The sequence below is a fragment of the Pantoea sp. SGAir0183 genome (assembly GCF_043545505.1).
In genome coordinates, this window is record NZ_CP028053.1 from 736,850 (window position 1) to 749,385 (window position 12,536).

The window sequence follows — 12,536 nt, forward strand, 5'->3', positions numbered from 1 at the left end:
TAGCGATTAGAACAGATAACAGTCAACTTGTTCAGACACAGATTACGCCCGTTTTTCTATAACAGTTGCGCCAATGCCTCCTTGCGCGCCGCAATCCGGCGTAGGGCGTGCGGAGCCAACTGACTAAAATAGTCGACAGCCGGTCCCATCAGCGCTTCGTCAGGATTAAAGGCCGGATGATGAAGCCCCGATTCACTGGCACTGCCAATACTGACAAATGCCCCCGGCACCTGCTGCAGGTAAAAGGCAAAATCCTCACCTCCCATCAGCGGTACTTCAGCCCGTTCGGCGCGATAACCGCTTTGGGCAGCCTGTTCCAGGGCAAAGTCGGCCCATTCCGGGGTATTCAGCAGCGCAGGCGGTCCCGTTATCCACGCCAGTTCAGCGTGCGCGCCAAAGCCCGACGCGATGCCCTGAATCAGCGCGGTCATGCGTTCAGGCATGTGCTCACGTATGGTCGCATTGTGCGTACGTACCGTACCTTCCAGTTCCACCTGCTCTGGCAGCACATTCCAGGTATTGCCGGCGGTAAAGCGGGTGACGCTTAATATCACCGTGTCCAGCGCGCTAAAGACGCGAGCCGGTAGCGTTTGCAGTGCCGAAACGATATGACTGGCGATCACGATGGCATCAATGCCTTCCTGCGGCCGGGCGGCATGCGCACCTTTACCCAGCACCCGAATGGTGAAGCGGTCAACATTGGCGTAAAACGCGCCGGGGCGGGTGCGCAGCGTACCCAGCGGCAAATCCGGCGCGTTATGCAGACCAAAAATAGCCTGTACGCCCGTCAGTGCACCGGCATCAATCAGCTGTCTGGCACCGTCGAACGTTTCTTCTGCGGGTTGAAAAAGAATTCGTACCCGGCCAGGCAGGGCGGCTTCCTGCTGTTTCAGCTGATGCGCAACGCCAAGCATGACTGACGTATGAATATCATGTCCGCAGGCGTGCATGACGCCGGGCCGCTGAGATTTCCAGGGCACGTTCACCGCCTCGTCAATGGGAAGGGCGTCAATGTCGGCGCGAAAAGCAATCAGCGGCTCGCCCTGACCAATCTCCACCACCACACCTGTCGTTAACGGCAGGGGCAACAGACGAATATCCGCCTGCTGTAACCAACGGGTAAGACGTTCCGTGGTCGCAAACTCCTGATGAGAGAGCTCGGGATGCTGATGCAGTTCACGCCGCCACTGCACCAGTTTTTCCGTTAAAGAAGTCATGATTCTCCTGATAACACAGACTGAGACCCGGTCAGCAAAAGGGGCCGCGTTGTCTTTAAATATGATTGGGCTGCCAGCGATAATCCGGTAATACCGTAAGGGCACTGTCGTTCCGCGATAATGGCGTTTGGATAAAGGCTTGCTGCACGTTGTTCTTTTCACTCGCTTCAGGGGCAGGAATATTATTCAGGCATGAACCGCTGTCAGAATACGTCTGATTAGATGCGCGGTCTGGCAGGGCAGGCGGGATAGCCGACAGTCTTTTTTTTGAAAACCCACCCGGCTTCAGAACATTTTCCCGTATCAGGCCAATGATGTTATTCATCCTTATCTTCCTCTTGAAACGCGTTGTTTTTACAATGGTTTCATCATTAAACGTTCTGTCTGACAGATAAAATAAGGAATAGCGCAAAGCTTAGTGAAAATACGCAAATGCCTGAGATATGTTGCCGGGTTTATTTCCACAGGTCGTCTAAACAGGGAGGCGGAAATAACGTTATTCTCTGCTTTTTTTTATTCTTTTAAATTCTATTGCCGTTTTTTAACTTCATATTATCATAATTGTTGTTTTACGAAATATAACGTTCTCGCCACACTAGCTTTCAAAGGAAATAAGCGAGGGCAGGTGAATGGCATATCAGTTAAGTCTGTTAGATAAAGCGCCCGTGGCGGAAGGGGAATCGCCCGGCGCGGCCCTGCAACGTACGCTGCGGCTGGCGCAACAGGCCGAGAAATGGGGCTATCACCGCTTCTGGCTGGCTGAGCATCACAACATTGAACAGCTGGCGAGTCCGTCACCCGAAGTGTTAATCGCCTGGATTGCGGCACAAACGACGCGCATCCGGCTGGGATCGGGTGGCGTGATGCTGCAGCACTACAGCCCTTACAAAGTGGCAGAAAATTTCAATGTACTGGCCTCGCTGGCCCCCGGACGTATCGATCTGGGTATTGGTAAAGCACCGGGCGGCCTGCCGCTTTCCACCCGGGCGCTGCAGCGCGGTGTGCATCAGGATGAAAAAGGCAGCTTTGCGGAACAGCTGCGCCAGTTAGCACACTGGCTGGCACCCGGCGCGGCGCAAGAGAATAAGGACGAAACGTTACGCGCCACGCCGATACCGGCGCGCCCGGCGCAGCGTTTTTTGTTGGGTGGCAGTGAACAGAGCGCACAGCTGGCGGCAGAGCTGGGCTGGCAGTTTGTCTTTGCCGCTCACATCAATGGCGATCGCCCGTTACTTGAGCGTGCACTGAAGACCTATTCACATCTGACCCGCGGCAAGCGGGCACTGGTGGCGGTACAGGTTGTGGTGGCGGATTCTCCCGCCCAGGCCGATCTGCTGGTCGCGGGGCTCAAACAGTTCCATGTCCAGGTTAAAGACGGGCCGGGCGTCAATGTTGCCAGTCTGGAACAGGCCGAACGTTATGTCCGTCAGGGTGGATTCACGGACTACCTGATTGAGCCGCGCACGCCCTCGCTGCTGAAAGGCACGGCCTCACAGGTTCACGCGCAGCTTGAAGCGCTGCATCAGAACTTCAGCATTGATGAATTCGTTATCGACACGCCGGTTGCCGATGCGCGCGCCCGATACCGGTCTCTGGAATTACTGGCAACCCATCAATGGGTCGCTGCCTGAATCGCCGAGGTCATGATGAGTCTGAACGAAGCACAGCTAATTGAATGGCGACGTGAACTGCATACCTGGCCCGAACTTTCCGGTCAGGAATTTGCCACCACCGCGCGCCTTCGCCAGTGGCTCCAGGCCGCCGGGGTTCGCTTACTGGATTACCCACTGGCAACCGGCGTGGTGGCAGAAATCGGCCAGGGTGAAAATCTGATCGCACTGCGTGCCGATATTGACGCGTTGCCAATCCATGAAGCCAGCGGCGTCAGTTTTCATTCCCGTCAGCCCGGCGTCATGCATGCCTGCGGTCACGATCTCCATACTGCCGTCATGCTGGGCGCTGCCCTTGAGCTACAGACAAGGGCGCATCAACTACCAGGACGGGTACGTATTTTATTTCAGCCCGCCGAAGAGATCGCACGCGGTGCCAGACAGTTTATTGAGGCCGGCGTGCTGGAGGGCGTTCAGGCAATTTTTGGCATGCATAACGAGCCGGGCCTGCCGAGCGGCACCTTTGCCACGCGCAGCGGTGCGTTTTATGCCAATGCAGACAAGTTCGTCATTCAGGTTACCGGCAAAGGCGCGCATGCGGCGCATCCTGAGCAGGGCGTGGATGCCATTGTGGTGGCCAGCCAGATTATTCAGGCTCTTCAGACGCTGACCAGTCGCAGCTTCAATACGCTCGACAGCCTGGTGCTCAGCGTGACCCGCATTGATGGCGGCAAAACCTGGAATGTATTGCCGGGTTCTGTGGAATTTGGCGGCACTGCCCGCACCCACGACCTGCAACGCCGTGCCGAACTGGAAGACCGTGTGCGCACGCTGGTGGAGCACATCGCCCGGGCCAGCGGCGCGCAGGCCAGTCTGAGCTGGCACGCCGGACCGCCTGTGCTGATCAATGATGCGCAGTGGGCGCAGTTTACCAGCGAAGTAGCGCACGATGTCGGCTATCGGGTACAGACGGCTGACCTGCATCTGGGGGGAGAAGACTTTGCCTTCTACCTGCAGCAGGTGCCCGGTGCCTTTGTCAGCATCGGCAGCGGCAGCGACTTTGGTCTGCACCATGCCGGTTTTACACCCGATGAAGCGTCGATCGCGCCCGCTGCCCACTACTTTGCTCAACTCGCGCAGCAGGCCCTGCGCCATCTTCATGACCGATGTCGTGAACCCGCCCTGAATTAAGTTCCACTTCCTGACGACCTGTGCGGCTTGTCGCGGACAACCGCCTGGCATTGTGACGTAGAAAAAAGAGAGTAATCATGAGCACAAGACAGCTTCGACTGGGTACCCTGTTGCACGGTGCCTCGGGTAACATGTCCGCCTGGCGCCACCCGGCCGCTCAGGCGGATGCCAGCATCAGCTTCGACTATGCCAAAAAAATCGCGCGTAAAGCCGAGCAGGGCAAACTGGACTTTCTGTTTGTCGCCGATGGTCTGTTTATCAATGAAAAATCGATTCCTCACTTCCTGAACCGTTTTGAACCTTTAACGCTACTCTCGGCGCTGGCCGGCGTTACGAAACATTTAGGGCTGGTGGGCACGGTCTCCACTTCCTATAGCGAACCTTTTACCGTGGCGCGCCAGTTCGCCAGCCTGGATCATCTGAGCGGTGGCCGCGCGGGCTGGAACGTCGTCACCTCGCCACTCGAAGGGTCGGCAAAAAACTTTTCCCGCCAGCAGCACCCGGAACACGCTTTGCGTTACCGCATTGCCGACGAATACCTTCAGGTAGTGAAAGGGCTGTGGGATTCATGGGAAGAGGATGCCTTCGTTCGCAACAAAGAGAGTGGCCAGTTCTTCGATCCCGCCAAACTACACACACTGCATCATCACGGCGATTTCTTTCAGGTACAGGGGCCGCTCAATATTTCACGCACGCCGCAGGGACGGCCTGTCATTTTCCAGGCCGGCGCGTCTGACGACGGTAAAAAGCTGGCGGCGCGACATGCCGATGCCATCTTTACGCACCAGCCGACGCGGGAAGAAGCCCAGGCCTTTTACCGGGATGTGAAGCAGCTGCTGGTGAAAAACGGACGGCAACCGGACGATTTGCATATCTTTCAGGGCGTCAGCGTCATTGTGGGTCGCGATGCAGAGGATGTGGAGCAGCAGTATCAAACTACCGCTGCGCTGGTCTCGATTGATGATGCCCTGAATTATCTCGGCCGCTTCTTCGATCATCATGACTTCTCCCAGTATCCGCTCGATGCGCCGTTCCCCGACGTTGGCGACATTGGCCAGAACAGTTTCCGCAGCACCACCGACGAAATTAAACGCAAAGCCCGTGAACAGGGACATTCACTGCGCCAGGCGGCACTGGAAGCCGCCACGCCACGGCCGCTGTTTCATGGCACACCAGCGCAGGTTGCCGACGGCCTGCAGGCATGGTTTGAGAGCGGGGCTGCAGACGGTTTCATCATCAATGGCGGTACGCCGGATACGTTTGAGCGCTTTGTTGATGAAGTGGTGCCTGTTTTGCAGGCGCGTGGCCTGACAAGACGTGAGTATCCGGGGCGCACACTGCGTGACAGCTTCGCCTTGCCCAAGCCGGTCAATCAGTTCACTTTGCAATAAGGACCTTTGCTATGCAGAAAAAAATGCTGATGGCGCTGATGCTGCTGACGGCCAGCGCTACCAGCCATGCCGAAAGCACCAGCGTCGCGGTAAATGGGCAGCGCGTCAGTCTTGAAGCCAATAAAACGCCTGTCCATACCGTAAAGAATGCGCAGGCCATCGCACAGTTGCCCGCCGGTTACCACTTTGCTGTGCCGGGTTCGTTCACGGTGGCGGTGGCGGCGCTGAACTCGCCGCCGCTCACCGTTTTCTCGGACGACAATACCACGCTGTTGGGGAGCGAAGTCGATATCGCGCGACTGGTCGCAGACAGCCTGGGGTTAAAGCTCAACGTGGTGCCCACCTCGTGGGAGGACTGGCCGCTGGGCGTGGCGTCCGGAAAATATGATGCCGCCATTACCAACATCACCGTGACGAAGGCGCGCAAAGCGAAATTCAATTTTGCTACCTACCGCAAAGATTCGCTGGGGTTCTACGTAAAAACCAGCAGCCCGATTAAATCACTCACTCAAGCCGACGATATCGCCGGGCTGCGCATCATTGTCGGTTCCGGGACCAATCAGGAGGCCATTTTACTGGCCTGGGACAAACAAAATCAGGCCAAAGGGCTTAAACCGTTTACACCCATTTATACCAAAGACGATGCGGCACAGACGCTGGCGCTGCAGGCCGGACGTGCAGATGCCTATTTTGGCCCTAACGTGATTGGCGCCTGGAAAGCCGCGCTCAACGGTAAGACTCGTCTGGTCGGCAGTGTGGATGGCGGCTGGCCCAAAGCGGCGCATATCGCCGTGACGGTGAAGAAAGGCAGCGGCTTAGCGCAACCTGTCAGTACGGCGCTGAACGGCGTCATTCAAAATGGCGCTTACCAGAAGGTACTGGATCGCTGGGGCGAAGGCGTTGAACGCATTGACCATTCCGAAATTAATCCACCCGGTCTGGGTGACTGAGGAGCACACGATGAGTCAACAGCAATTCCGTGAACTGTCACCTGATGCACCAGAGTTAGTGCCCATTCTCACCGGCTTATTTGGTGAATATGCGGCCCGCTATGGCGATTACTTCAGCCGCCACAAGGAGCAGGAAAAAACCGAATGGTATCTGCCGCCGCACGGCTTATTCATCGTGCTGGAGCGCGACAAGGAGATTATCGCGATGGGGGCGTACAAACCTTACGACGCGCAGACGGCAGAGCTGAAGCGAATCTGGACGCGTGGCGATCTCCGGCGACAGGGGTTAGCCCTGGTGGTGCTGAAAGAGCTGGAGCGACGGGCCCTGCGCGCCGGTTATCAACGGCTGTTTCTGACTACCGGTTTCCGGCAGCCCGAGGCCGTTCGCTTATATACCGGCCACGGCTATGAGCCGCAGTTCGATCTGAGTGGCGATCTGGAGCGTTACGGGCAGCCACCGCACGATGGCCGCTTACGGTTTATCAAAGTGATCGGCGTGCACAGCGTTGCGCAGGCAAGTTAAGGAGTCAGTATGAACCCTCATCAACATTTACATGTCGTGCCTGCCCGTTATCCTGCCCGCACGCTGGGCGCGGTGGTCGCGCTGTTTATCCTGGCAGGCGTGGTGCAGTCGGTCGCGTTTAATCCACGCTGGGAATGGGGCGTGTTTGCCCGCTGGTTCTTTGATCCCGTCATTCTGCATGGTCTGGGGCAAACGCTGCTGCTAACGCTGTTGGGCACGGTATTCAGCCTGCTTTTAGGCGGTCTACTGGCGCTGGCGCGGCTGTCGTCGTCCTGGCTGCTAAGCAGCCTGGCGTGGGGATACATCTGGCTGTTTCGATCGCTGCCGCTTATCGTGGTGCTGATCATTCTCTATAACTTCTCTTATCTCTACGACACGTTGTCCATTGGCGTGCCTTTTACCACGCTGTCCTGGGGCCATTTTCAGACGATTAACGTGCTGGGGCAGTTTCCGGCGGCCGTCATTGGCCTGACCCTGGTCCAGGCAGCCTACAGTGCAGAGATCATCCGGGGTGGTTTTCTGGGCGTTGATCAGGGTCAGGTGGAAGCGGCTTCCGCACTCGGGCTGTCTGCCACGCGGCGCACCTTCCGCATTATTCTGCCCCAGGCCCTACGCGCCATTATTCCCACGGCCTTTAACGAAATTATCAGCCTCGCGAAGGGCACGGCAATGGTCTATGTGCTGGCGATGCCGGAACTGTTTTACACCATTCAGATGATCTACAACCGCAACCAGGAGGTGATCCCCTTACTCATGGTCGGTGCGGCCTGGTATCTGATTATCACCACCGTTCTGTCACTGATTCAGCACAGCGTCGAACGCTGGCTGGCGCGTAGCGTCAGCCGTGAACCCCAACCGTCGCGCTGGCGACAATGGCGCAGCCGCGTCACACCGCTCAATCCTGTTGAGGAGATCAGCCATGTCCGAAGCCATTGATTACCGCGTAGCGCATCGTACCGGGGCCATCAGCATTACCGGGGTCAGCAAACGTTTCGGCAAGCTCAAGGCGCTGGACGACGTCTCGCTGGAACTTGAACCCGGTTCTGTGACGGTGATTCTGGGGCCATCCGGTTCAGGAAAGTCGACCCTGCTGCGCACCATCAACCATCTGGAACGCGTGGACGAAGGCTTTATTCAGATCGACGGTGAGTACATCGGTTATCAGCGTCGGGGAAATACACTCTATGAACTGAAGGCGCGAGCGATACTGCGCCAGCGCGTCAACGTTGGCTATGTTTTTCAGAACTTCAATTTGTTTCCTCATCTCACGGTGCTGGAAAATTTAATCGAAGCGCCGATAGCGCACCGGCAGCTCTCAAAACGTGAGGCGATCATCCGGGCTGGCGAGCTACTGGAGACGGTCGGCCTGCGCCATAAAGCGGATGCCTGGCCGCGTCATCTGTCGGGCGGTCAGCAACAACGCATTGCGATTGCCCGGGCCCTGATGCTGCAACCCCGTGTCATGTTGTTTGATGAGCCGACTTCCGCGCTGGATCCTGAACTGGTAGGCGAGGTGCTGGATGTGATTAAAAAACTGGCCCGCTCCGGCACCACCCTGGTTATCGTGACGCACGAGGTTGGCTTTGCCCGTGAAGTTGCCGACAACGTGGTGTTTATGGTGGACGGAAAAATTGTTGAGCAGGGCAGCAGTGCCCAGGTGCTAAACCATCCACGTCATGAACGCACCCGCCGCTTTCTGGCACGCGTACTATAAGGAGCCGATATGAAATACGCGTCTCTCACGCTGTTAGCGGTGTTGGTGAGCGGTACGGTATGCGCTGAAGAAAGACGGGATGCCACCCAGAATGAACAGCCCATTCATGCGCCCGTGAACCCGGAAGCGGTGAGAAAAATCCCGGCGAATTTTCCGTTTGTGGAGCCGGGCACCTTGACCGTCGCCACCTCGGCTATCCACTCACCGCCGCTGGCGCTGCTGGCGTCGGATAACGTGACGCGCATTGGCAGCGATCCGGACATTGCTCGCCTGCTGGCAGACAGCCTGGGACTCAAACTGAAACTGGTACCGGCCTCCTGGGAGGACTGGCCCCTGGGCATTCGCGCAGGCCGCTATGATGTAGCCATGTTTAACATCGCAGTAACCGAAGAGCGAAAGCAGAAATTTGATTTCGCGACCTATCGTGCCGATAACCATGCCTTTTCGGTCAAAGCTGACAGTCCCCTCCGCGCGATCACCTCACCGGCGGACGTGACAGGCAAACGTATCATCGTGGCCTCGGGGACCAATCAGGAACGCATACTGCTGAACTGGGACGCACAGAATCGGGCGAAGGGCTTACCGCCGGTTACGCCGATTTATCTGACCGATGATGCTTCAGCCACGCTGTATCTGCTATCTGGGCGGGCCGATGTGATGTTTGGTCCACATTCTGTAGCGGCCTGGAAAGTCGCCTCACGGGGCCAGACGAAACTGGTGGGCCAGGGGCCGTTTCGCGCCTGGGTTGCCGTCACCACGAAAAAGGGCAATGGCCTGGCGGCGGCGCTGCAAACTGCACTCGATGGCACGATTGCAGGCGGACAATATCAGCAGGTTTTGCAACGCTGGGGTGAGCAGGATGAGGCGATCACCCATTCCACGATTAACCCACCCGGTATTGTGTACTGATTCAGGGCCTGCAGGCGGATTTTCCCCCACAGGCCCTGACAGTCCAGCGCCAGCACGGGCGAATAATCCCGTCTCATCTGACAGAAGAAGGCTGCGCGGTCAGCCTGTTTTCGCTCATCCCTTCCTGATATAAACAGGCTGCATGGCCGGTTGCCCTTGCAGGTTTTCCCGGCCTGCTCAGCGACGGGCGCATTGTGTTGCGCGTTTTACAGATTAATCCTACCACGATACAAAGCCTTACCGACTTAAGGTGGAATTGTTAACAATTAATTTGGCTTTGGTTAGCGAGTTTGGATGATTGTGTAAATTGTGATGCATGGCGCACATTACATCACCTGCGACCTTTGTCACACTATAGAAAAAAGGAGACATTGTATGACTGCCCAAACTTCCAGTCTGATGTTGCTGATGTCTTTCGCCGCAGGGACATTTTCAGCCGGTGCATCGAATAACCCGCAACATTTGATGTTCGCCAGCCCGTCTGCTGGCGTGCCCAATAATCCGTTGCCGCTCATCATCTGGCCGCGCGTTGTGCCTGAAGAGGAAGAGGACATCGCGCGCTGGTTTGAGACGACGTTTGAAAAAAATGGCTGGCCTTCGGACTGGCGCGATCAGATCTTCCCCTACATGCACTATCATCCCAACACGCATGAGCTGCTGGGTGTGGCGGAAGGCTGGGCTGAAGTGCTGTTTGGTGGGGACAGCGGCCGTATGATTACCCTGCGGGCGGGCGATGCCGTCCTGATTCCTGCGGGCGTTGGGCACCGTCAGGTGTCGGCCAGCGAAGACTTCGTGGCCGTGGGCGCGTATCCCGAGGGCCTGAAGCCCGAGATTCTGCGCGACGAAATCGGCCTGCTCAAACTGTCGCAGGAAAAAGTGAAAAAAGTGCCCCTGCCAACACGCGATCCCTTCACAGGCAAAGCCGGGGCGATGACGGAGATCTGGAATCCCGTTGCCACCATCATGCACCAGCAGTAAGGCAGGGACCCGCTGCACGGTTGCGCTGCCGTTTTTTACGCCGCGCAACCGCCCCTTGTTTCTCCCGGCAAGGGCAAGTGACTGCCACGTCATAGCCGACTTTTCCCCCTTTACGCCGCGTTTCGCTCTGGCGAAATTGTCTTTATTAACCTGCTATTTTTAGTAAATAAAATCCATGTTTCCATGCGTTCTCAGCAGACTGTGCTGACAATTTTGCCCTTCGATTTGTCCCGATTCATAAAAGTGCAAACATCGCGACTTACTTTCGCTGTATCTCTGGGACAGGCACGAAAGGTTAACTATGTTTTCAGTCGATCAGGTTATTGAGAGTTTCTGGCCTAACCAGCGTCCTGCCAACTGGCAGAAACGGATGCTGAAGTGGGTGTTGCGTGAAGATGAATTCCAGCGCTTTGCCGCGCGCTATCCGCACCTGAAAGGGCTGGATATGGTGGAGCAGGTACTGGAACACCTTGATGTACGCTGCGAACTCAGCGAGCGCGATCTGGAACAAATTCCGCCGCGCGGCCCGGTCGTGGTGGTGGCGAACCATCCGCTGGGCACGATTGATGGCATGGCACTCCTGCATGCGATCTCCCAGGTGCGCCGTGATGTCAAAATCGTGGCAAACCGGTTGATTATGTTACTGGAGCCGCTCAACAGCCTGATGTTGCCTGTCGACAACATCGGTAACCGTACCAGCCGCCAGCAGCTGCAACATATGCAGCAGCACCTCAATAATCAGGGCGTACTGATTATTTTCCCTGCCGGGGAAGTTTCCCGTCTCACCAGCGCGGGCGTTCGCGACCGTGAATGGCATCACAGCTTCCTGCGCCTTGCCGCGAAAGCCCGCGCACCGCTGGTACCGGTGCACGTTGAAGGGCGTAACAGCTCCCTGTTTTACACCACCGCCAAAGTCGCCCCACCGGTGGCGATGCTGATGCTGGTGCGTGAAATGTTTAAGCAGCGCGGCATGCGCATCAAACTGCGCATTGGAGCACAGATTCCGTTCGCGCACTGGCACGATGGTCACACGCCAGGCAAAGAGCTGGCAAAACGTGTGCGTAAACATGTCTATCGCCTGGGGCAGGGGAAAAAGGGGCTGTTCCAGACCGAATCCGCTATCGCCCTGGCGGAAGACCGCGCTGAACTGAAGAAAGCGCTACTGCAAAGCGAGCTGCTGGGAACGACCACCGACGGTAAGCAGATCTATCTGTGGCGACGCAACGGCGCAACCTGGGTGCCAATCCTGCGCGAGCTGGGCCGGTTGCGTGAAATTGCGTTTCGCGCCGTGGGCGAGGGCAGCGGACGTCGTCGTGACCTGGACAGCTACGATGATGACTATTATCACCTGATTCTGTGGGATGACGCCGAACTGGAAATCGTCGGGGCCTACCGGTTTATTCCGGGTGGCGAACAGCTGGAACGGCGCGGAATGGAAGGCCTCTACAGCCACAGCCTGTTCCATTACGATGAACGAATGATCCCGATCCTGCGCCAGGGCATCGAGCTGGGCCGCAGCTTTATTCAGCCAGCCTATTGGGGCAAACGTGGACTGGATTACCTCTGGCTCGGCATTGGTGCCTATGTCGCCAAATATCCCGAAGTACGCTATCTGTTCGGGCCGGTCTCGATTTCAGGCACCATGCCGCTGGCGGCGCGTGATTTGCTGGTGGCGTTCTACCGCATCTACTTCCCCACAGATTTTCCGCTGGCTACCTCACGCTGCCCGTATCCGGCCTCGCTGCCTGACGTGCTGGCACAGTTCAGCGGTAATGATTACAAAGAGGATCTGCAGCGGCTGAAACAACTGCTCAGTAACCTTGGCGCCGCGATTCCGACCCTGTACAAACAGTACTGCGAAGTGTACGAGCCTGGCGGCGTGCAGTTTATTGATTTCGGTAGCGATCCCGATTTTAACAACTGTATCGATGGGCTGGTGCTGGCGGATCTCACCAAAATCAAGCCGTCGCGCTATGAACGTTACGTGGCAGTGCATCTGCCGAAGTAGCGGGATGTCACGGTGCTGTCATCAACGTGTCGTAACGTTTAACGC

General features: G+C 57.0%; 12 protein-coding genes. 10 read left to right on the top strand and 2 right to left on the bottom strand.

Annotated elements, in window-relative coordinates:
- Positions 1-56 precede the first annotated feature (56 nt).
- Both C1N59_RS03595 and C1N59_RS03600 read right to left on the bottom strand, forming a co-directional pair.
- The gene (locus tag C1N59_RS03595; RefSeq protein WP_394550331.1) at positions 57-1,217 is read right to left on the bottom strand and encodes an amidohydrolase; all 1,161 of its coding nucleotides are present in this window, start codon (positions 1,215-1,217) and stop codon (positions 57-59) included.
- A 55-nt stretch (positions 1,218-1,272) separates the two neighbouring features.
- The gene (locus C1N59_RS03600; RefSeq protein WP_006118154.1) at positions 1,273-1,542 is read right to left on the bottom strand and encodes a hypothetical protein; all 270 of its coding nucleotides are present in this window, start codon (positions 1,540-1,542) and stop codon (positions 1,273-1,275) included.
- A 304-nt stretch (positions 1,543-1,846) separates the two neighbouring features.
- Here C1N59_RS03600 and C1N59_RS03605 point away from each other — a divergent pair, with 304 nt between their 5' ends.
- The 10 genes from C1N59_RS03605 (at position 1,847) to C1N59_RS03650 (ending at position 12,491) form a co-directional block, all read left to right on the top strand.
- On the top strand, positions 1,847-2,848 hold the full coding sequence (locus C1N59_RS03605) for an LLM class flavin-dependent oxidoreductase (RefSeq protein ID WP_394550332.1): 1,002 nt from the start codon (positions 1,847-1,849) through the stop codon (positions 2,846-2,848).
- Positions 2,849-2,863: 15 nt separating this feature from the next.
- Positions 2,864-4,018: an amidohydrolase gene (locus C1N59_RS03610; protein ID WP_081316784.1), complete on the top strand. Its 1,155-nt coding sequence runs from the start codon at positions 2,864-2,866 to the stop codon at positions 4,016-4,018.
- Between the two features lie 77 nt (positions 4,019-4,095).
- Positions 4,096-5,409 carry an LLM class flavin-dependent oxidoreductase gene (locus tag C1N59_RS03615; protein WP_394550333.1) on the top strand — a complete coding sequence of 438 codons (1,314 nt, stop codon included), beginning with the start codon at positions 4,096-4,098 and terminating at the stop codon, positions 5,407-5,409.
- A gap of 11 nt (positions 5,410-5,420) precedes the next feature.
- Positions 5,421-6,359, top strand: coding sequence for an ABC transporter substrate-binding protein (locus tag C1N59_RS03620; RefSeq protein ID WP_394550334.1), 939 nt, complete (start codon positions 5,421-5,423; stop codon positions 6,357-6,359).
- Positions 6,360-6,369: 10 nt separating this feature from the next.
- Positions 6,370-6,882, top strand: coding sequence for a GNAT family N-acetyltransferase (locus tag C1N59_RS03625; RefSeq protein ID WP_164482569.1), 513 nt, complete (start codon positions 6,370-6,372; stop codon positions 6,880-6,882).
- Between the two features lie 9 nt (positions 6,883-6,891).
- Positions 6,892-7,818 (top strand): amino acid ABC transporter permease, encoded by a 927-nt coding sequence (locus C1N59_RS03630; RefSeq protein ID WP_394550335.1) that lies wholly within the window; start codon positions 6,892-6,894, stop codon positions 7,816-7,818.
- The gene (locus C1N59_RS03635; protein ID WP_033739758.1) at positions 7,802-8,596 is read left to right on the top strand and encodes an amino acid ABC transporter ATP-binding protein; all 795 of its coding nucleotides are present in this window, start codon (positions 7,802-7,804) and stop codon (positions 8,594-8,596) included. The genes C1N59_RS03630 and C1N59_RS03635 overlap by 17 nt, the downstream gene beginning before the upstream one ends.
- A gap of 9 nt (positions 8,597-8,605) precedes the next feature.
- Complete coding sequence (locus C1N59_RS03640) at positions 8,606-9,505, top strand: ABC transporter substrate-binding protein (RefSeq protein WP_394550336.1); 900 nt, start codon at positions 8,606-8,608, stop codon at positions 9,503-9,505.
- Between the two features lie 375 nt (positions 9,506-9,880).
- A complete protein-coding gene (locus tag C1N59_RS03645; protein ID WP_033739757.1) occupies positions 9,881-10,483 on the top strand; it encodes a cupin domain-containing protein in 603 nt (200 codons plus the stop codon).
- 301 nt (positions 10,484-10,784) lie between these two features.
- Entirely contained in the window at positions 10,785-12,491 is a 1,707-nt protein-coding gene (locus C1N59_RS03650; protein WP_033739756.1) for a lysophospholipid acyltransferase family protein, read from the top strand.
- Positions 12,492-12,536 lie beyond the last annotated feature (45 nt).

Excerpts from the sequence above, each read along its gene's own strand:
- C1N59_RS03650 (WP_033739756.1), top strand. The coding sequence starts at position 10,785 with ATGTTTTCAGTCGATCAGGTTATTGAGAGTTTCTGGCCTAACCAGCGT.
- C1N59_RS03640 (WP_394550336.1), top strand. The coding sequence starts at position 8,606 with ATGAAATACGCGTCTCTCACGCTGTTAGCGGTGTTGGTGAGCGGTACG.
- C1N59_RS03595 (WP_394550331.1), bottom strand. The coding sequence starts at position 1,217 with ATGACTTCTTTAACGGAAAAACTGGTGCAGTGGCGGCGTGAACTGCAT.
- C1N59_RS03620 (WP_394550334.1), top strand. The coding sequence starts at position 5,421 with ATGCAGAAAAAAATGCTGATGGCGCTGATGCTGCTGACGGCCAGCGCT.
- C1N59_RS03645 (WP_033739757.1), top strand. The coding sequence starts at position 9,881 with ATGACTGCCCAAACTTCCAGTCTGATGTTGCTGATGTCTTTCGCCGCA.
- C1N59_RS03600 (WP_006118154.1), bottom strand. The coding sequence starts at position 1,542 with ATGAATAACATCATTGGCCTGATACGGGAAAATGTTCTGAAGCCGGGT.
- C1N59_RS03635 (WP_033739758.1), top strand. The coding sequence starts at position 7,802 with ATGTCCGAAGCCATTGATTACCGCGTAGCGCATCGTACCGGGGCCATC.
- C1N59_RS03605 (WP_394550332.1), top strand. The coding sequence starts at position 1,847 with ATGGCATATCAGTTAAGTCTGTTAGATAAAGCGCCCGTGGCGGAAGGG.
- C1N59_RS03610 (WP_081316784.1), top strand. The coding sequence starts at position 2,864 with ATGAGTCTGAACGAAGCACAGCTAATTGAATGGCGACGTGAACTGCAT.
- C1N59_RS03625 (WP_164482569.1), top strand. The coding sequence starts at position 6,370 with ATGAGTCAACAGCAATTCCGTGAACTGTCACCTGATGCACCAGAGTTA.
- C1N59_RS03615 (WP_394550333.1), top strand. The coding sequence starts at position 4,096 with ATGAGCACAAGACAGCTTCGACTGGGTACCCTGTTGCACGGTGCCTCG.
- C1N59_RS03630 (WP_394550335.1), top strand. The coding sequence starts at position 6,892 with ATGAACCCTCATCAACATTTACATGTCGTGCCTGCCCGTTATCCTGCC.